The following is an 18035-nucleotide window of genomic DNA, read 5'->3' on the forward strand; positions in this document are numbered from 1 at the left end:
GATTATACGTCATTCTTTCCGCCCCTTGAGCGTTTCGCACACTCAGATATCGAAAAACGGAATTATTAGCAATTTTTCGGGGGCCTTGCCGTTTCGGGTGCGGAAATGCCTTCGTTTTCAAAGATGAGGGATGCCTCGTGAAGAACGGATGAATATCCCCGGGGAGTAACACTATTCCGGTAAAAATTGCTGTAAGTATCTCGAGAAAAAGAAAATAACGCTGTCCTATAGTTTGCGCCTTGACCGAAGAGAGGTTGAAGTCACCTGTAAGCACAGCGTGGAAAAAACCTCGATTCGCAAGGTCAGCTGGATAACCGGTCATCATCGGGACCTGGTTGCCCGGTATCCAAGGTCGTCCTAAAATGTCTCTGCCGGGAGGTGCGAATCTACGGCTCCTGGTGGGAAGCTGTGTCAGGGATCTGCCGCAGGATTTCGCTTAATCGTCCTTGAGCGCACGTAAGAACAGTCTGACCATGCGACTCTTCAACCACGAGGTATTTTTGCGATAACTACTGCATCGTGTCATCTTATTTTATAGATTTTTGGCACGTGCTGCGATGGGCGCTATAGCCTCACGCAGAAAAAGGTGAAGAATGAGAAAGGCGGCATATGGGCGTTATAGATTTAGGCGGCAACAAGCACTACACTGATCGGGAATACGAGACTTCTCCAATAAGGTGTTTTAACAGGGCCCGGGGTATTCCCCGGGAATTCATTACAATTACAATGAATTAAACCACTGCCCGACAAACCGATCAGGCACCCATGGCACCCGTGACAGACGGAGACACCCTGCTCCTGCACTTCACCAGCACCCGCCCCGACGGCGAGGTCTTTGAGGACACCCGCTCGGGCGAGCCGGTCCGGGTCACCCTCGGGGCGAACCGGATCAATCCCCTCTTCGAGGAGGCGCTTATCGGAAAAGAGCCGGGCGAGACGGTGACCGTGGCGCTGCCCCCGGAGAAGGCCTACGGGAAGTTCAACCGGAAACTCGTGGTCACGGTAAAACGCACGAAACTGAAACTCGACCACGAACCGGTCGTCGGCGAGTTCGTCAGGGTCGAGGTGCTGGGGAAGCCCTGCCTGGTGACCGTCCTCGACGTGGACGAGAAAAGGATCACCGTCGACGCCAACCACCCGCTCGCGGGAGAGACGATCACCTACGCGATCACCGTCGAGGCGATCCTCCCCCGGGACGGCTGAGCGGCTCCTCCCCGGAACAACCGGGATGGGCCGCGCCGGATCGGGTGTTATGCCGATCTGATCGTCTAAACGCCCCGTTTCTCTGTTTCCGCCCAGATCTATTCCGGCTGGTATTTATGCCGTCGGAGATGACCTCTTTTCATGACAGCCGGTTCGTCCGTAAGCGCCGGATCGTCCCGGCGGCAGGCGTTCATCGGTTTGCTGGTTCTTCTCGCCGTCGCTCTCGCTCCCATCGCACTCTCGGGGTGCTTCTCCCCGGACCCCGAACCGGTGCATGTTCGGATCCTCGCGGTCAACGACTTCCACGGACAGCTCCCCGACGGGCAGGACCTCAACGGCGAACCGGCCGGGAGCGCGCCGGTGCTTGCGTCGTATCTCGAATACGCGATGGCCGATGCCGGCGGGGCGGCCACGTTCATCGCGCTCCCGGGAGACGTCGTCGGGGCGTCGCCGCCCGAGTCCGGGCTGCTGCTGGACGAACCCGCCATGCTTCTCTTCAACAGCCTCGCGGGGGACTGCCCGGAGTCGATGATCGCGACCTTCGGCAACCACGAGTTCGACCGGGGCACGGACGAGTTGCTGCGGATGGTCCGCGGCGGGAACGGCACGGCGAACATCACCCACCTGGAGGACCCCTACCCGGGCGCGGCAGCGGAGTACGTCTGCTCGAACGTGGTCTGGAAGACGAACGGCACCCTCCTTGCCGCCCCTTACACCATCCGCGACGCCGGCGGTGCAAAGATCGCGTTCATCGGTGCCACGACGATCGAGACGCCCTCAATCCAGAAGGCGACCAACGTAGAAGAGGTCGTCTTTAGAAACGAGACCGAATCGATCAACCGCTACGTCCCGGAGATCCAGCAGCAGGGGGTGCACGCGATCGTCGTCCTCCTCCACGAGGGCGGCTCGCAGGAACCCTACGACGGCCCGACCCGGGAGGGGGAGAACGTCACCGGCAGGGTCGCCGGGATCGTCGCCGGCCTTGATGGGGACGTGGACGTCGTCCTCTCCGGCCACACCCATGCGTTCACCAACGCCTACCTGGAGAACGCCGGCAAAAACCCGGTCCTGGTGACGCAGGCGTACAGTTACAGCAGGGCGTTTGCCGACGTCGATATCGTCATAGACCCCCTCACCGGCGAGGTCACTCATACGTCGGCGCGGATCGTCCCGGCATATGAAAACGGCACCCGCCCTGACCCTGAGGCCCTCTCGTTGCTTGCGATCTGCGAGGAGGCGGTCGGGCCGATGACCGACCGGGTCATAACGACTACGTCTGCAGAGATCACGCGGCTGCAGACCGACGCCGGCGAATCCGCGCTCGGCAACCTCGTTGCCGACGCCCAGCGGGCCGCGATGGGTGCCGATATCGCGTTCGTCACCACCGGCTCGCTCCGGGCGGAGATAGCGGAGGGGAACGTCACCTGGGGCGACCTTTATGCGGTGCAGCCGTTCTCTTCGACCGTGCTCTCGATGGCCCTGACGGGAGAACAGGTCCGGGGCGTGCTGGAACGGCAGTGGGAGGCCCCGCTGCCGCCCCACAACCTCGCCGTCTCCGGGCTGTCGTATACCTTCGACGAGAGAAAGCCCGCCGGCAGCAGGATCGTCGAGGTCCGGGTGAACGGCACCGCACTCGACCCGGACGCGGAGTATACGGCGGCGATGGTCGACTTCCTCGCGACCGGCGGCGACCGGTATACTGTTTTTGGGGAAGGCAGGGATATCGTCAACGGCCCGTTCGACGTCGATGCACTGGTCGCGTATATGGAGTCCCTCCCTGAGCCGGTGGAGATGACGCCGGAGGGGAGGATCGTGAGAGTCGCGTGAAGGCCGGGAATCCTGATCATTTCATCCTCTCTTCCGGTGTTGGCCCGGGTTGCACCCGGCGGTTCGGTGTTATTTAACCGATATCGACCACGTCTCCCTTCGGGTGGGAACCTCCATGGTAACCTTGAGCGAGATCTCTTCGCCCCGGGCATACTGTCTCCTCTCGGTCCTGAACAACGGGTGATCCCAGTGAGTGCGTGGAGATAAGGGAGAGGTATCAAAACTGATTTCGTCGTCGAATATCACCCTGAAATAGAGGCACAGACCATCCATCGTTCCGGATCGAACCACCTTCTTTGATGTCTCGATGGATCTCGGGATCTCGCCCGGGTCGCGCATCGTGTTCAGGTCGAAGGATAGGATCGGTTCCGGGTCGCAGAGGAGATAGTCTACGGAGGAATGCTCGATCTTAAGTTTTGACGGCCGCGAATGATCGTTATACTCGCTGCAACCTCTCAAACAGCTGAAGTCTATACCGTAGACGTTGTTCTCCCACAGGTGGGGAACCCTGTACTCCTCTTTCAGGCAGATCGGTTCGAGAAACAGTTCGAATCTTCCGGGCAGGATTCTTCCCGTGCTCTTTAATACCCGTTTTTTGAGATCCAGGATGTTTTCTATCATATTTTCGTCGATAAGGTTAGATCCCATCTGTTCGTGAAGAATGACGTCCACCTTCTCGTCCGGCTCGAAAAACCTGCTGTTTTGCGGTAAAAACAGCACATTATCTATGCCGTTCCCGCCGGCGATCTTCCCGGCGATGGTTATCATGAGATCGGAATGGTCGATGGCGTAAACCTTCTTCGGGTCTCTCTGTGCCGCGAAGAACGAGAGAACTCCGGTTCCCGTCCCCAGATCGACAACGGTATCGCCCGGGTTGATATAGCGCATGATGGCATCGTAATAACGTTTCATCCGCACCGCATCTGCAATCATTATCTCGTGACACGAGATATCCTCGAACGTTCCCCTGTTCTCGATGTCGTAGAGCAACGTTCGACCGAACTCTCTGGACTGTAGCAGATCCATGGCATGCCTGCGGAGCACGGTCGCCATCTGAAGCATGAAACTCAGGGGCCGCGTGATCAGGGGCCGCACCACCATGCTGGCTCATACCGGTTCCTGATTTATAATGTTTTGTACGGATTCCCGAACGTGGGTAAGGCCGTCCTGCGGCCACAGGCACCTGGCCGGGAACCGGCCCAATCTATAAATAGCGCCCCACCGCATGAGCCATAGGAGGTTATCTGAAATGCCCGAATTTTCTCAACCGTTCTCCGGGAACCGCATGGAGCGCAAACTGGACCGGGGAGAACTCATCAGGACGATCCGGTTCTCGATCGCCGCCGAGTATGAGGCGATCCAGCTCTACAACCAGATTGCCGAATCGACCGACGAACCGCTGGTCCAGAAAGTGATGCGCGATATCGCGGACGAGGAGAAAGAGCATGCAGGAGAGTTCCTGCGGCTTCTCCGGGAGCTTGAACCCGCCGAAGAAGAGTTCTACCAGCACGGCTACGAAGAAGTCGAGGAGATGATCGAGGAGTTGAAGAAAGGCGGGAAGTGATTCTGGCGGAAATTCGTGCGGGTTTGCCGGCGATCGCACCCGGCGCCGGAAACCTGCTCGCCAGAGCCGGCTGTCACGATGCTTCCCGCAAATGCATACACTCAAATACGACTTCGGGTGAAACTTCATCGATGGAGCCTCACGCCCACACGATCGCGGGGAGGGTGGTGCAGAAATGCGAGATGCTGATCGACCGGGTGGAGTTTATCGATCTGCACTTCTCCGAAGTGATCCTCACCGACAGGATACTCAGGAAGGCAATGTACAAGGAGTTCCAGGAAGCGGTCGAAGCCGCGGCCGACATCTGCGCCCTTGTCCGGCGCAGCCTGGACTCTTCGGCGCAGGACGACTACAGCAACGTCGACTTCCTGGTCGAGCGGGAGGTCGTCCCGGCAGATCTCGGCCAATCCCTGAAGGAGGCGAACGGGCTCCGGAATAGGCTGGTTCATGAATACGACGGCGTCAACGACCGAATTGCGTATGCTTCAATCGCACGGCTCACCGAAGCCCTGCGCGATTTTTCCGGGGTGATACTCACGTGGCTCCAGAGGTAACCGGCACAGGACTCCTCGAACACCTCCGCGAGGTGTTGCCGTCCATCAGGGGCATCCTCGTCTACGGGTCGCACGTCAAGGGCTACGCAGACGAACGCTCAGACATCGACATCTGTCTCATCCTGCACGAGGGCGCCGACCGCGCTCCGGTTTACAGGCGGATACTTACTGTGGGGGGGCGCTACGACATCGTCATCTTCGACGAGATCCCCTGGTATCTTAAGGGCGCGGTGCTTGAGGCGCATACGGTGCTCTATGCCGACGATCCGGACGACCTGGACTACTGGCTGTATCGGCAACGTGCCGTCTGGCGCGACATGAAGCACCGGCAGATGCCGGTCTCACCCGGGGATCTGCTCCGCCGCGCCCGGTCGTGACCCGTCTGCTCAAAAAGGGTGTTCCCGCCTTCTCAACGGTTCCGGACGATGATCGAGGAGTTGAAGAAAGGCGGGAAGTGATCTCCCCTTCCCGTCACCTGAGCCTGCAGGCCTCCTCGTAGGATTTCCTGCAGCCCGGACAGAGCACCCGGGCCTTCTCAAGGTCCGGGTAGTTCTCTTCGGTGATCTCGTCGCAGGCCGCCCCGCAGATCTCGCACCAGTACTCCTTTGTCTCCGCTTTCTCTTCGCCTTTCAGCTCGCGTTTTGTCATGCTGCTCTCCCTCCGGGCGGTGCCGTTCCACCTCATCGTGCATATGCTTTCGGGTCACCACTGCCCGATCCCGGTAAGACCAAGCCCCGCCTCCCAGAACCGTTCCTGCACCCCCGCATCGAGGGCGAGGGACGACGGCTGGGTCCACCGGGTCTCCTCGAAGTAGCCGCCGTTCATCGTTCCGGCTTCGGGGGAGGTTGCGAGGAACGTCACCACCTCCGCCCCCCGTTCCGGCGGGGCGCCTTCATTCCCGCCGTGGATATAGGCCCGGAGGAGGTTCGTGTCGATCACTCCCGGGTGGAGGCTGTTTGCCGTCACCCCCGTCCCCTCGAGGGCCCGGGCGAGCCGGGCGGTGAAGGCGATGACCCCTACCTTCGATATGGCGTAGGCCTCGTAGGGCTCATACCTCGAAAAGCCCGGGAGGTTTCCCCATTCGATCGACCCCACGCTCCTGTGGGCGATCGACGCGACGTTGACGATCCGTGCCGGAGTGCTTCTCTCAAGGAGCGGGAGGAGCTTGTGGGTGAGAAGGACCTGCGAAAGAAAGTTCACGGCGAACGTCATCTCGATCCCGCCGGGAGCAACCTCCCGCTCCGGCATAAAGACCCCGGCGTTGTTGACGAGGACGTCGAGCCGGTCGTAAGCCCCGGCGATCTCCTCCGCGAGACCCCTGACCCGCTCCTGCACCGAAAGGTCGGCGATGAAGAGATCGAGCCGGTCGGAGCCGGTGGCCTCCTCCTGTTCCGCGATGACTCTCCTGCCCTTCTCGGGATTTCTCCCGTGGAGCAGCACGCGGTGACCCTGCCGGGAGAGCGCGTGTGCGGTCGCTTTTCCGATACCGTCCGTCGAGCCCGTGACGAGGATGGTCTGCTCCGCCATATGCGGCCCGGGTGTATGTCCTCTCTATTTGAACGTAGCGGTGCGCAAGATCGGTGCGCTCCACGGCACACCTCTCACGGCGGTGCACCGAACTGGTGCCGGTTTCCGGGGTTGTGGTGCGGTAAGAATCAAAAAGGTGATATGCTGCACCACAAACCTGTACTGCATGGTGCGATACTCGGTCACGATGGACGACGACCTCGTGACAGCGATCGACAGGATACGCGAATACCGGGGCATGTCCCGGTCGGAATGGCTCAACGACCTCTGCACGAAGTATCTCGACGGTGCGTCCGCGAAAGGCGTGCAGACCGCGGTTCCTACGGGGATACAGCCCGTGAACGCCCGGGAGTCTAATATGACTGATTACGAGGCGGCCTGCGCCAACTTCAGGATCGACGTTCCGGAATATTTCAACTTCGGCTACGACGTGATCGACCGGTGGGCCGAGACCGACCGGAACAAACTGGCGATGATCTGGGTCGACCAGGAGGGAAACGAGAGGAAGTACTCCTTCCGCGACCTGCGGTATCTCTCCAACGGTGCCGCGAACATCCTCCTCAAATACGGCATCAAGAAGGGCGACCGGGTCATGCTGATGCTCCCGCGGATCCCGGAATGGTGGATCTTCGTCATCGCGCTCATCAAACTCGGTGCGGTCTTCTGCCCCTGCCCGACGATGCTGACCCCGAAAGACATCAAATACCGCGTGCAGGCCGGGAAGTTCCGGATGATCATAACCAACTGCGAGAACGCCGAGAAGGTCGACGAGGTCGCCGACGCCTGCCCGCTGCTCGACACCCTCTTCCTGGTGGACGGGGAGCGGGAGGGCTGGGCGAGCTACCCGCACGAGCTCGAGTACCCCGCACCGGTATCGCACCACAAGGTCAGCATGCCGGTCGCGAAGAAGACGAAATCGACCGACCCGATGCTGATCTACTTCACCTCGGGCACCACCGGCGAGGCCAAGATGGTGCTGCACAACCAGAGTTACCCGCTCGGGCACATCATCACCGCCTCGCTCTGGCAGGATGTCACGGAGAACGACCTGCACCTGACGTTCTCCGATACCGGATGGGCGAAGTGCGCCTGGGGCAAGATATTCGGCCAGTGGATCGCCGGAGCCTGCATCTTCGTCTACGATATCCGGGGGAAGTTCGGTGCGACCGAGCTCCTCCCGCTGATCGAGAAGTACGAGGTGACCACGTTCTGCGCACCGCCGACGGTCTACCGGATGCTGATCCTCGCCGACCTCGACAAGTTCGATTTCCGCGACCTGCGGCACTGCTGCAGCGCCGGCGAACCGCTCAACCCCGAGGTGATCCGCGTCTGGCAGGACGGCACCGGACAGCCTATCTACGAGGGATACGGCCAGACGGAGACGGTCTGCTGCATCGCCACGTTCCCCTGCATGAAGCATAAGCCCGGCTCCATGGGGAAACCCGCGCCGGGCTGGCAGATTGAACTCCACGACGACGACGGCAACCCGGTCGGCCGCGGTGACGAAGGACGGATCGCGGTCAAACTCGATCCCTACCCGGTCGGACTCTTCGTGGAGTACCTGGACAACCCCGAGGCGAACCGGGAATCGTTCCAGAACGGGTACTACTACACCGGCGACAAGGCACGCATGGATGAGGACGGCTACTACTGGTTCATCGGAAGGAGTGACGACGTCATCAAGTCGTCCGGCTACCGGATCGGGCCGTTCGAGGTCGAGAGCGCCCTCATGGAGCACCCGGCCGTCCAGGAATCGGCGGTCGTCGGGTCGCCCGACCTGATCCGCGGGATGGTGGTCAAGGCCTTCATCGTGTTGAAGCCCGGCTACCAGCCGTCCGAATCGCTGGTCAAGGAACTCCAGGCCCACGTCCGGAACACCACCGCCCCGTACAAGTACCCGCGGCTGATCGAGTTCGTCCAGGAACTCCCGAAGACGATATCCGGCAAGATCCAGAGGAACGTCCTGCGCGATCAGGAACTGCGGATGAGTAATAACGGGAGCTGAGCGGGGTTCCCGCTGTTTTCTTTTTTTAATGGGTTTGATGGTGCGCGGATCGCATCGTATTGATTGTCTCAAGGGAATTCGGACACCGCGAGGTTTGGCAAGCAGAGCGGCTGAATTGAGGAACATATCACAGCGCAGTGGACCGTGGGGACATCGCACGCACTGCCCCTGCCCCTCTGGGGCGACTGAGGAGGCCGGAGGCCGGGTGGGGTGGGGTTTGTACGCTTACAGGTAGAGACAGGGGAGGGGGGATGCTCCCCCCTCCCCACCTGACGGTGGTCGAGCTCTGGTTCTACGAACCATCGCACTCCCCGTCAGCCCCACCCCCAATGGCGATATTCCCACGGTCCACTATATCGGGATTTTTCTCGTTTCAACTGTTCAGTCGACCACCCGCAGTCCCTATGGAGTCCAATCGTTATTCAAAGCCGACCATTCTTTCAAAACTCTGTTCTGTCCGTGCACCAAAACCCTCTCCCTCACCGATATCTTTCCAGGTACTCCCGCACCTTCTCCGACTCCACCCATCCTTCGTCGAGTTGCCGGAGGATTGCCTTGATCTGCCTGATCTGCTCCTGGATCTTCTCCGCCCGAGGATCATCGATGAGGTCGGCCATCCCCTGGACGACCTGGAGGGGGTTTCGGATGTGGTCGGTCAGGACGGCGAACTGCTCGATGTTCCTCTCGATCTGCCGGTATGCCTCCATCCTCTCCCGCTCGATCCTCTCCCGCTCTCTCATCTCGCGTTTGAGGCTCTCGTTTGCGGCCCGGAGTTCTTCGGTCCGCTGCGTCACCAGCTCCTCGAGCCGATAGCGGTAGTCCATCAGTTCCTTCTCGGCCTGCCGTCTCTCCGTCACGTCCCGTGCGATGATGAGGATGGCCGGCGTGCCCCCGAGGGTGATGCGGTGGATGCTCGCCTCGACCGGGATCCGTTCGCCTTCCCGGGGGATCAGGTCGGCGGAATGGAGACGTTGGCCGCCCTTCTTGAAGTCGCTCCGGACGAGGATGACCGATCCGGGAGTGAGGGCGAAGAGTTCATCCCGGGTATACCCGAGGCACCGGCAGGCGAGCGCGTTCGCATCCAGTATCCGGTAGGGCGTTCCTTCCCTCCCGACGGCGCATACCAGCAGAAAATCGTTCCCGCTCTCGAAGAGGAGACGGTAGCGGTCCCTGCTCTCCTGGAGATCCTGCCGGGAGCGCTCCAGCTCCCCGAGCATCAGGTTGACCTCGTCGACAAACCGCGAGATCGGGTCGCCCCCGACTGCAGGGAGGCGGGGCGAGACACCGCTCGTTGTCCCGATACCTTCGATGCTTGCATTCATGCCGGCGATACGGGTGGCCACTTCCCGCTCCTTGAGCCAGACGCCGAGCAGCCCGAAGGCGATGCATACGAAGAGGAGTTCGATGAGCAGGGTGCCGGGAGAGGTCAGGAACTCCCTGGAAAGACCAACCGGGAGGACGAGCGCGAGGGGTGCCTGATCGCGGGCCCGGGGGATACGGTGGGCCGCAGGAGGAAAAGCGGGGGACGAGGGTTGATCGTTGCGGGAGGCCATGACGTTGTACCGAGTCGCATACGCCGGGCAGATCCCTGCCCGTGGCCTGCGGGGCGGACCCGGGAGGTCGCCCGGTCGCCCTGCAGATGTCTACCGTGGCGGTTCCGGCGCGTTTTTTAATCCGCGCGTCGTCGTATCCCATGATGGCGAATATAACATATATACTTTTCTGATGCGGGGGAGATGTTTACAGCGTAAATTCTATTTTTTATGTTGGATGAGGGGATGTAGCGCGACATCTGGAGACGTATGTCGGTCTTTTGTCTGACGGCACCGGGACCCTACCCGGACCCGGGCGTATCTTCCCTGCCGGCTGCACGGGCGCTCCTCTGCATCATCATCGCAAAGATCCCGGTTCCGAGGAGGCTTATCGCGCCGCCTACGTAGAAAACGGCGTCGATCCCGATGTAGTCCATGAAGACGCCCCCCATCAGCGGTGCGATGATCATGCCGATCCCGAAGACCGTGTTGTAGGCACCCATCGAGGTTCCCATTCCTATCGTCCGGCCCGCATCGACCGTCAGGGCCATGATGGCCGGCTGCTGGATGGCGCCCCCGATACCGACGAGGGAGGTAATCGCGAGCAGGGGTCCGAACGACCCCGATAAAGGAATCGCAGCGATCGCCAGCGCTGTTATCGCCGACCCCGTGACGATCAGGACGACCTTGTTGCCGGTGTCGGTGATCCTCCCCATCGGCACCTGGAGGAGCGCCATCAGGAAGGTGTTCGCGGAGAGGACGACGCCCACCTCGGTGGGACTGATCGCGATGAGCGGGCCGAAGACGGGGATGAAGACCATCATGCCTCCGCGCCCGAGAGCACTGATGAAGGAGAAGACCATGACTCCCCGCATGACCGGGAGCGTGAGGATCTCCCGCATCGGGACAGGGTTCCCTTCCTGGACCGTGAACGTGCCGCGTTTTGCCTCCGGGAGGGAGATGCCGACGAGGAGCGTGGCGAACGCCGAGAGGCCGGCCATGACGTAGAAGACCGAGTCCAACCCGAATGCATCGTTCAGGAACCCCCCGAGCAGCGGCCCCATCCCCATGCCGAGGAACATCGAGATGGAGAAGTTCCCCATGTGGCTCCCCTCTTTTCCCTTCTCCGAGAGGTCGGCGACGTAGGCCATGGCTATCGGAACGACCATGGCCGACGCGAGGCCGTGGGCGAAGCGGACTGCCGTGAGCGAGTAGACGCTGTCGACGACGATGTACGCAAGCGACAGGACCGCGTAGGCGAACATGCCGATGAGGATGATCCATTTCCTCCCCCGGCGGTCCGATATCCGCCCGATGACGGGCATGAAGACCGACCGGGAGAGCGCGAAGGCTGAGAAGATGATACCGAGCCAGATGCCGGTCGCGCCCAGGTTCTCCGCGTAGATGGGCAGCAGCGGGCTGACGATGCCGAGCCCGAGCATGGTGGCGAAGACGGAGATGAATAAGACGTTATAGATGCGTTTGGCGGTATTCATGCAGGTTACACTCGAATAGGGACCAGGCCCGCGAATCGGGTCTGTGGGGTTTGTTCTACGGTTGCGGGGAAAAGAGTTGGCGATACTGCGGCATATATATTGGGTCGCGGGCTGGAATCATTCCCGCTGCGTGACGCAGCACCACCGGTCGTAGAGCGGATCACGCCGGTTCTCGAAGATCTCGGTCTTCCGGCCCTGTCCGGTGCACCATTCCTGCACTCTCACCGCCTCCCCCTCCGTGCCGACGGTGATCAGCGCTTCATCGGTGAGAGCGAGGAGGTTGGCGACGATCGATCTCCAGAGGGCCGTGTTGTAGGAGTAGATCTCCCCGACCATGAAGGCCGCACCGAGGGGCACCGGCGCGACGTATCGGGATGCCTTCTGCGCGTCGATGCACATGGTGTCGGAGGGCACGAGACGGCCCTTCGAGAGGCCGAGCGCGAGGAGCGCCGGGTCGTTGTCGTAGGCGAGCGCCCGCACCCCTCCCGCCCGGAGCGCCGCGGTGCCGACCCCCGACCCGCAGCAGCAGTCGAGGCAGGGAGTTCCCGCACGGTCGCCCCAGACCTCATCGAGGAGATCGCGGATCTTCTCCTCCCGGTCGGGGCGCAGGTCTTCGAGGGCGGGGAGCGTGGTCGCCAGCAGTTCCGCGCTGTAGTACTCGCGGACCGCCGAGAACCATGCCTCCCGGCTCTCCTGGTAGATGTCGCCGCCGACCGCCTCGAAGCACTCGATGGCGGCGAGCGTCGGCTCCCGGAAGAGGAACGAGGCTGCGTGCCACCCCTCGTCGTCGTGGAGGGCGAGCGCGATCGGCTCCTCCTGCTCATCGACCAGAAGACGGGCCTCGTCCGGTGCAATCCGGAGCAGCAGGACCGTGCAGGAGTCTGCCGTCAGGTCCGCAAACGACGGTTCGACCAGCCGGCACTTTTCGACCTCGAGGATATCAGCAACCTTCATGCCGTCCGCCTCTCGATCTTCATGCCGCCCGGCGCGCGGATGACCCCGTCCACGCGTGCGTCCTCGTGCAGGGTGAGACGCTTGCAGGAGACGTTCCCGAGGATATGCACCTCCTGCTCGATCGCCACGTCGCCGTCGCTCTGGACGTCGCCGTGAACGACCGTGCCTCTGGCGACGCTCGCATCTTCGCGCGCATGGAGGCTCCCGAAGATCGTCGTCTCCTCCCGGACGGCGATCGAGCCGGCACGGATGTTCCCGTGCAGCCGGCACCCCGCCCCGACGGCCATCTTCTCCGGGACGGAGAACATCTGCATGTTGAGGACGGCGCCGCCCGGGATCATCAGCGGCGTGGCACTGGGGGTCTCATCGTCGCCGAAGAGTTTTTCGAGGACGGAACTCAGTTCTTCCTCCTTCTCGATCCCGAGGACGGCCACGAGGTACATCACGATGTAGATGATGACCGGCATCGGGTTCCTTATGGAGATCCAGCCTTTCGCCTCGAACCCGCGCTCGATCTGGACGTTGTCCCCGATATCGAGGTCGCCCTTGACGATCAGTTTGCCCTGGATCTTCACCCCTTCGCCGAGGTAGGCGTCCTCCTCGACGACGACGTCTCCATTGATCTCGCACCAGTTATCTATTCTGGCGTCGCCGCTCGCAACGATATCACCGTTGATCTTGCTGAATTCACAGACCACGACGTCGCTGCCGAAGAGGCCGTAATCGATCCGGCACCGCTCGCCGATGACGATGTCCTGATCGGTCTTGAGCGTCCTCTCCTGGAGTTCGGTATGGTCCGGGAGGGCACAGCTCTTGATCCAGTCGTGGTCGCCTGTCGTCTCCATTTACCTGGTATAATCTTCATGCGCCATACTTATGACTCTTATTAATTAGATCCAGGATGATCGGCATGAGATCGCGACCACGGATACGGTGGAGTCCGCCCTCTGCGCACGAGACCTCGTCGAACCGGTTCGTCCGGTCGGTCCGGACCCCCGGGCCCCGGATGACGACCGGAACAGGGTCGGCGCTGTGATCCATGACCGAACAGGGCGTGCTGTGATCGGCGCAGATGACGATCAGGGTGTCCCTGAGATCGAGCAGCGGCGCGAGCGCCTTATCGATCACTTCGATGAAGTCGCGTTTCTGGATGCTTTTACCGTCATGGCCGGCCTCGTCCGCACCCTTGATGTTCATCAGCACGAAGTCTTTCCGGTCGAGTTCCCCTATCGCCGCCCTCACCTTGGCATCGAGATCGGAGTCGATCGACCCGGTCGTCCCCGGCACCGGGATGTGCTCGAGCCCCACGACCATCCCGATCCCGGAGATGAGGGTGGCCGCCGAGATGACGCTCCCGGACAGCCCGTAGCGCTCGGAGAACTGCGGGAGCGAGCCCATCTTCCCGGCGCCCCGGATCAGGAGGAGGTTTCCCGGCGGGAGTCCCTCTTCCATCCGCCGGACGTTTACCGGGTGATCGTAGAGGATCTCTCCCGACTGGCGGATGAACTCGTTGCAGGCGCGGGCGGTCTTTGCGTCCGCCGGGTCGTCGGTGCAGGGCCGGATCGTGAGCGGCTGCACCCCGTCCTTCTTCGGGTCGTTCGAGGAGACCTTATCGCCGAGTCCTTCTCCGACGAGGGCGAGGGCCGCCCGGTGGCCGGCGCCCGCCTCGAACCGGAACTCGAGACCGAGTCCCGAGAGGTCGACACCCTCCCGGATCGCTTCGGCGAGCGGTTCCGTCCCGGAGATCCGGCCGGCCCGGCGGTCGGTGACGAGGCCGTCCGCGTCTACGGTGGCGAAGTTGCACCGAAACCCGATCATTCCGGCGGTCATGTGAATGCCGGTTCCTTCGGCCTCGAGCGGGCCCCGGCCGGTGTAATACTCCTGCGGCGGGTAGCCGAGCAGGGCGAGGTGGGAGGTGTCGGATCCGGGCCGTATCCCGGGCGCGACGGAGTCCATGATCCCGCATACGCCCTCGGCGACGATCCGGTCGAGAACCGGGGTCCGTGCGGCGGCGAGCGGGGTCAATCCGTCCAGCGCTTCGCAGGGGCGGTCGGAGATCCCGTCCAGTACCAGGAAGAGAACCTTGTCAGCAATCATCGAGAACAGGTGAGATCCAGAACGTGATTACTCTTCCCGGTGGACGGCGGATATCCAGGTTGCCGGGCAGCCCTTCCCCTTCTGGACGAGTGCCAGGCAACGCTCGATCCGGAGGAGGGCTTCTTTCGCAAGGGCTTCGCTCTCCTCGCGGCACTCCTCCCCGCACCCGAGCATGATGAGAATGTTGGCCGTCATGATTACGTCGGCCGAGAGACACCGGAGTTCTTCGGCGAGTTCCTCACCGAGGACGGTTCTCATGTCGCACGCGGTGTTGTAGATCTGGTGCGAGTACCGATCAAGCATCGCGTTCGAGGCGAGAACCCGGGCGCTCCCGCTCTCCCTCTCCCGGAGTTCGTCCCACTCCCGGTGGAACTGGACGAGCATTCTCCTGATGATCCCCCGGGCCATCGTCTGCCGTTCGTCGGGCCCGATGATTGAGCACGACCCGGGTTGTCCGCCGGCCCTTTGTATGTTGCCCTTCGATCATCACCGTCGTCACCTCCAACTCGTGTTCCGGCGGAGGTATACCGGCGTCATAGGGCATATACCCTTCGTGCCGTTCCCGCCGGGTACGCGATGGGACGCGAAGACCCGGGGATTGTAAAAATGGGTGAGCGGCGGACCTTATACGGTCGCAACCTGCTCCAGTTTGGACTTGGTGATCTCGACCCGGCGGATCGGGTAGATCGTCTTGACGACCTTGAAGATGTCCCGGGCCATGTCGCCGGAGACGATCTCCTTGACCAGGGTCTCGAAGTCGTTTTCGGCCGCCCTGGCCGCGAGGGCCTGCGAGATTGCCTGCCGTACGGCGTGGACCTGGCTCTGGTCGGCCCTCGAGAGGGTGAGACAGACGACCGTCACCCGGAGGAGTTTTTTGTCCTTGCTGACGATCGGGTGGACGGTGTCGATGCGGGATGCCCGCCGCTTGACCATCGACCGGAGGTAGTCCCGGGTCACTTCGTGCCCGACGAACTCGGTATACGCGGCGTCGCCGGCCACGTTGTTGATCTTGAACCTCATCTTGATGTGGGACTTGGAGTAGTCCTGCACGACTTCGCCGAGCGTCGCGGTCATGACGCGGCCGACCATATTTTCGGGGTCGGCTGAGATAGCGTCACCGATCTCGGCTTTGCCGAAGGCGTCGGGTACGTAGACGCGGTACCACTTCTTGGCCTTCCAGCCTTCCAACCTTCTTCCAACCTGTTTCTTCTTTGCCATGGTATCACTTCTCTCTGTTATTATCGATTTTTAGCCCATTTGATCCTGATTGCACTCCGGAACTCTCCGTTTTTCTCCGCCGTCCCTTCGAGGCGGCGGTGCATACGTCCTCCGCTATCGCCAGGTTCATGAGGTAGTCATCCACCGAGGCGATGATCGACCTGAGCCTGGTTCCGTCGATCTCGGCCCGAACCCCGCCCTCGATCGGGAATGTCCTGATCAGGGTGAGGTTGTCGGGTTCGAGTGCCGCGGCCACGCAGCCGGGGAGGCTGTGCGGGGTCTCGATGGCGCCCTCGATCCGGATCATGCGGGGATCGCCTCCAGGAGTTCGTGCCTGAACTTCTCCGCCTGGTCTGCGGCAATCCGGGCTCCGGCCCTCAGGCGGTGTCCGCCGCCCTGACCGCCGCACGCCTCCGCGATCGTTCGCATCACCGCTTCGAGGTCGAGGTCGATGCCCGGCGGGCAGCGTGCCGAGACGGAGCAGTGGTCGCCGCTCCTGCCGATGACGAAGACGGGGCCGCTCTGGATGAGGTCGTTTGCGAGCGCGTCCGCGACGTCGCTCGTGACTTCTCCGTCGTCCACCGCAAAGAGGGCAACGCGCTCGTCGAGGCGGCGCGCCCCGCGGATGCCGGCGACGACCGCCTGCCGGTAGCGGGCGGTGATCTCCCAGGCTTCCTGGAGGGGGTGGCTCGAGCGGAGACAGAGCGATGCGCCGATATCCCCGTTCCCTGCTTTGCCGCAGGCGTCGACGACGGCGGTGAGACTCAGGGCCTCGTCGATCACTTCCCGGCCGAGGCTGTAGGTGGTGCCCCAGATCCCGCAGAGTGCGGAGACCGAGGCGTTCGGGGCGGCCGCGAGGACGATCCGGGTGAGGAGCGACTCGATGTCCATGTCGTCCTCGTCGGTGACCTCTGCAACGAGCGTCCTCGCTCTGTCGGGAACGCCCGAGAACCCGGGAAGGTAGGGGTCGACGGCAAGCGCGAGCTGCTCGACGAGCCCTCTTCCCGGGAGGCGGAGGCCGCGGCGGGGCGTTATGAACCCGTTCGCGATGCCTTCGTTCACGATCTCCCGGTTCGGGCCGTCGAGTGCCTGGCCGTCGCCGATGATCCCGAGGAGCGCGAGCCCCACGAGATCCCGGTTGTCGCCCATACGCTGGGCGACGAGGTAGGCCGCGCCGGCCGCCGAGAGGTTCCGGTCGCCGTCGATCCCGGCGAGGTGCGGGTTGACGTGGTAGTCCCCCTCGAAACGGGGCAGGTGGTGATCCACCACCATGACGTCGCCGGGGAGGTCCGTGAGTGCCGATCCGAAGTCGCAGAGAAGCACGCTGCAGTCGCCGGGGACGTCGGCCGTGGTGATGCCGTGGCGGATCCTCAGCCGGAATTGTCCGCCCTCGCGGAACATGGCGTGGCAGAGGATGGATGCGGCGGCTATACCGTCGGCATCGTGGTGCGCCAGCACCTCCACGAACTCCTGCTCGAGCAGGTGGTCGGCCAGGCTTGCAGCAGCGGCGTCAAGCGACATGGATCATCAGCGGGTGAGCAGGATCTCCGCGGTCTCCGGTTTGTAGGTCCAGCCTTTCGGCATCCGTCCGGACCTGACGTAGTACTTGACCAGCCTGCGCACCTTGGACTCGGCGATCTGCAGCTGCCGCTTGTTGTGAACGTCTTTGTTGTTCTCCGCAAGGTGTTTCCTGATCCCGAGCGCTTTCTCCATCAGGTTCCGGAGATCTTCGGGGATCTCGGATTCAAGTCCCTTCTCGCGGAGGATCTTGCTTATGCGCTTGCCGGTGGCGAGCTTGACGTCGGGGACGGCGTACCTGTCACGCAGCACAAGGCCGATCTGGCTGGTCGACATGCCGTCTTTGCGAAGATCGACGACGATCTTCTCGATCTCTGTTGCGTCCGTGTTGGACCACTCGGGTGCTTCCTTCCGGTAGGGTCGGACGGAACTGCTTGTTCCGCGACGCCGAGCGTACATTCTTGCCATTCATGCACCTCCGATAGATATACTATGTTAAGTCCAGAAAAGAGTCCTTTAACTGACTAATCTCTGTAATCC

The 18035-nt window shown here is 62.1% G+C and carries 19 protein-coding genes; 6 read left to right on the plus strand and 13 right to left on the minus strand.

Annotated features, from left to right (window positions below; genetic code table 11):
- The first annotated feature begins 765 nt into the window (after positions 1 to 765).
- Together EI28_RS09795 and EI28_RS09800 are read left to right on the plus strand one after the other, a co-directional pair.
- Entirely contained in the window at positions 766 to 1203 is a 438-nt protein-coding gene (locus EI28_RS09795; RefSeq protein ID WP_048114475.1) for a peptidylprolyl isomerase, read from the plus strand.
- A 141-nt stretch (positions 1204 to 1344) separates the two neighbouring features.
- The gene (locus EI28_RS09800; RefSeq protein WP_048114477.1) at positions 1345 to 3030 is read left to right on the plus strand and encodes a bifunctional UDP-sugar hydrolase/5'-nucleotidase; all 1686 of its coding nucleotides are present in this window, start codon (positions 1345 to 1347) and stop codon (positions 3028 to 3030) included.
- Between the two features lie 69 nt (positions 3031 to 3099).
- On the opposite strand, the gene EI28_RS09805 is transcribed toward EI28_RS09800, so the two are convergent.
- The gene (locus tag EI28_RS09805) at positions 3100 to 4092 is read right to left on the minus strand and encodes a methyltransferase domain-containing protein (RefSeq protein ID WP_231476720.1); all 993 of its coding nucleotides are present in this window, start codon (positions 4090 to 4092) and stop codon (positions 3100 to 3102) included.
- Between the two features lie 187 nt (positions 4093 to 4279).
- Here EI28_RS09805 and EI28_RS09810 point away from each other — a divergent pair, with 187 nt between their 5' ends.
- The 3 genes from EI28_RS09810 (at position 4280) to EI28_RS09820 (ending at position 5525) form a co-directional block, all read left to right on the plus strand.
- Positions 4280 to 4594: a ferritin family protein gene (locus EI28_RS09810; protein WP_048114479.1), complete on the plus strand. Its 315-nt coding sequence runs from the start codon at positions 4280 to 4282 to the stop codon at positions 4592 to 4594.
- A gap of 131 nt (positions 4595 to 4725) precedes the next feature.
- A complete protein-coding gene (locus EI28_RS09815) occupies positions 4726 to 5148 on the plus strand; it encodes a DUF86 domain-containing protein (RefSeq protein WP_052379717.1) in 423 nt (140 codons plus the stop codon).
- Positions 5133 to 5525 (plus strand): nucleotidyltransferase domain-containing protein, encoded by a 393-nt coding sequence (locus EI28_RS09820; RefSeq protein WP_052379718.1) that lies wholly within the window; start codon positions 5133 to 5135, stop codon positions 5523 to 5525. The genes EI28_RS09815 and EI28_RS09820 overlap by 16 nt, the downstream gene beginning before the upstream one ends.
- Before the next feature lie 94 nt (positions 5526 to 5619).
- Here EI28_RS09820 and EI28_RS14435 read toward each other — a convergent pair whose 3' ends face one another.
- Together EI28_RS14435 and EI28_RS09830 are read right to left on the minus strand one after the other, a co-directional pair.
- Complete coding sequence (locus EI28_RS14435) at positions 5620 to 5796, minus strand: hypothetical protein (RefSeq protein ID WP_197018487.1); 177 nt, start codon at positions 5794 to 5796, stop codon at positions 5620 to 5622.
- Between the two features lie 54 nt (positions 5797 to 5850).
- The gene (locus EI28_RS09830; protein ID WP_048114483.1) at positions 5851 to 6675 is read right to left on the minus strand and encodes an SDR family NAD(P)-dependent oxidoreductase; all 825 of its coding nucleotides are present in this window, start codon (positions 6673 to 6675) and stop codon (positions 5851 to 5853) included.
- A 166-nt stretch (positions 6676 to 6841) separates the two neighbouring features.
- Between EI28_RS09830 and EI28_RS09835 the strand changes: the two genes are divergently transcribed.
- The gene (locus tag EI28_RS09835) at positions 6842 to 8680 is read left to right on the plus strand and encodes an AMP-binding protein (protein ID WP_197018488.1); all 1839 of its coding nucleotides are present in this window, start codon (positions 6842 to 6844) and stop codon (positions 8678 to 8680) included.
- Positions 8681 to 9159: 479 nt separating this feature from the next.
- On the opposite strand, the gene EI28_RS09840 is transcribed toward EI28_RS09835, so the two are convergent.
- The 10 genes from EI28_RS09840 to EI28_RS09885 all read right to left on the minus strand — a co-directional run bounded on the left by EI28_RS09840 (position 9160) and on the right by EI28_RS09885 (position 17963).
- Positions 9160 to 10233, minus strand: a complete 1074-nt coding sequence (locus tag EI28_RS09840; RefSeq protein WP_048114484.1) for a PAS domain S-box protein — start codon at positions 10231 to 10233, stop codon at positions 9160 to 9162.
- 281 nt (positions 10234 to 10514) lie between these two features.
- Entirely contained in the window at positions 10515 to 11708 is a 1194-nt protein-coding gene (locus EI28_RS09845; RefSeq protein ID WP_048114488.1) for an MFS transporter, read from the minus strand.
- A 117-nt stretch (positions 11709 to 11825) separates the two neighbouring features.
- Positions 11826 to 12662 (minus strand): hypothetical protein, encoded by an 837-nt coding sequence (locus EI28_RS09850; RefSeq protein ID WP_048114489.1) that lies wholly within the window; start codon positions 12660 to 12662, stop codon positions 11826 to 11828.
- Positions 12659 to 13507: a polymer-forming cytoskeletal protein gene (locus EI28_RS09855; RefSeq protein ID WP_048114490.1), complete on the minus strand. Its 849-nt coding sequence runs from the start codon at positions 13505 to 13507 to the stop codon at positions 12659 to 12661. Before EI28_RS09855 ends, EI28_RS09850 begins: the two co-directional genes overlap by 4 nt.
- A gap of 16 nt (positions 13508 to 13523) precedes the next feature.
- Positions 13524 to 14759 carry a 2,3-bisphosphoglycerate-independent phosphoglycerate mutase gene (locus tag EI28_RS09860; protein WP_048114491.1) on the minus strand — a complete coding sequence of 412 codons (1236 nt, stop codon included), beginning with the start codon at positions 14757 to 14759 and terminating at the stop codon, positions 13524 to 13526.
- 27 nt (positions 14760 to 14786) lie between these two features.
- The gene (locus EI28_RS09865; RefSeq protein WP_155937340.1) at positions 14787 to 15143 is read right to left on the minus strand and encodes a hypothetical protein; all 357 of its coding nucleotides are present in this window, start codon (positions 15141 to 15143) and stop codon (positions 14787 to 14789) included.
- Between the two features lie 240 nt (positions 15144 to 15383).
- Positions 15384 to 15977, minus strand: coding sequence for a 30S ribosomal protein S3ae (locus EI28_RS09870; protein WP_048114492.1), 594 nt, complete (start codon positions 15975 to 15977; stop codon positions 15384 to 15386).
- Positions 15978 to 15981: 4 nt separating this feature from the next.
- Complete coding sequence (locus tag EI28_RS09875; protein ID WP_048114494.1) at positions 15982 to 16284, minus strand: KEOPS complex subunit Pcc1; 303 nt, start codon at positions 16282 to 16284, stop codon at positions 15982 to 15984.
- Positions 16281 to 17498, minus strand: a complete 1218-nt coding sequence (locus EI28_RS09880) for a DHH family phosphoesterase (RefSeq protein ID WP_048114496.1) — start codon at positions 17496 to 17498, stop codon at positions 16281 to 16283. The genes EI28_RS09875 and EI28_RS09880 overlap by 4 nt, the downstream gene beginning before the upstream one ends.
- Before the next feature lie 6 nt (positions 17499 to 17504).
- Complete coding sequence (locus EI28_RS09885) at positions 17505 to 17963, minus strand: 30S ribosomal protein S15 (RefSeq protein WP_048114498.1); 459 nt, start codon at positions 17961 to 17963, stop codon at positions 17505 to 17507.
- Positions 17964 to 18035: the final 72 nt, after the last annotated feature.

This window comes from Methanoculleus sp. MH98A, assembly GCF_000691865.1.
Lineage (GTDB): Archaea > Halobacteriota > Methanomicrobia > Methanomicrobiales > Methanoculleaceae > Methanoculleus.

Coding starts and splice junctions, on each gene's coding strand:
- EI28_RS09795 (WP_048114475.1), top strand. CDS start 766: ATGGCACCCGTGACAGACGGAGACACCCTGCTCCTGCACTTCACCAGC.
- EI28_RS09800 (WP_048114477.1), top strand. CDS start 1,345: ATGACAGCCGGTTCGTCCGTAAGCGCCGGATCGTCCCGGCGGCAGGCG.
- EI28_RS09805 (WP_231476720.1), bottom strand. CDS start 4,092: ATGCTTCAGATGGCGACCGTGCTCCGCAGGCATGCCATGGATCTGCTA.
- EI28_RS09810 (WP_048114479.1), top strand. CDS start 4,280: ATGCCCGAATTTTCTCAACCGTTCTCCGGGAACCGCATGGAGCGCAAA.
- EI28_RS09815 (WP_052379717.1), top strand. CDS start 4,726: ATGGAGCCTCACGCCCACACGATCGCGGGGAGGGTGGTGCAGAAATGC.
- EI28_RS14435 (WP_197018487.1), bottom strand. CDS start 5,796: ATGACAAAACGCGAGCTGAAAGGCGAAGAGAAAGCGGAGACAAAGGAG.
- EI28_RS09830 (WP_048114483.1), bottom strand. CDS start 6,675: ATGGCGGAGCAGACCATCCTCGTCACGGGCTCGACGGACGGTATCGGA.
- EI28_RS09835 (WP_197018488.1), top strand. CDS start 6,842: ATGGTGCGATACTCGGTCACGATGGACGACGACCTCGTGACAGCGATC.
- EI28_RS09840 (WP_048114484.1), bottom strand. CDS start 10,233: ATGGCCTCCCGCAACGATCAACCCTCGTCCCCCGCTTTTCCTCCTGCG.
- EI28_RS09845 (WP_048114488.1), bottom strand. CDS start 11,708: ATGAATACCGCCAAACGCATCTATAACGTCTTATTCATCTCCGTCTTC.
- EI28_RS09850 (WP_048114489.1), bottom strand. CDS start 12,662: ATGAAGGTTGCTGATATCCTCGAGGTCGAAAAGTGCCGGCTGGTCGAA.
- EI28_RS09855 (WP_048114490.1), bottom strand. CDS start 13,507: ATGGAGACGACAGGCGACCACGACTGGATCAAGAGCTGTGCCCTCCCG.
- EI28_RS09860 (WP_048114491.1), bottom strand. CDS start 14,759: ATGATTGCTGACAAGGTTCTCTTCCTGGTACTGGACGGGATCTCCGAC.
- EI28_RS09865 (WP_155937340.1), bottom strand. CDS start 15,143: ATGCTCGTCCAGTTCCACCGGGAGTGGGACGAACTCCGGGAGAGGGAG.
- EI28_RS09870 (WP_048114492.1), bottom strand. CDS start 15,977: ATGGCAAAGAAGAAACAGGTTGGAAGAAGGTTGGAAGGCTGGAAGGCC.
- EI28_RS09875 (WP_048114494.1), bottom strand. CDS start 16,284: ATGATCCGGATCGAGGGCGCCATCGAGACCCCGCACAGCCTCCCCGGC.
- EI28_RS09880 (WP_048114496.1), bottom strand. CDS start 17,498: ATGTCGCTTGACGCCGCTGCTGCAAGCCTGGCCGACCACCTGCTCGAG.
- EI28_RS09885 (WP_048114498.1), bottom strand. CDS start 17,963: ATGGCAAGAATGTACGCTCGGCGTCGCGGAACAAGCAGTTCCGTCCGA.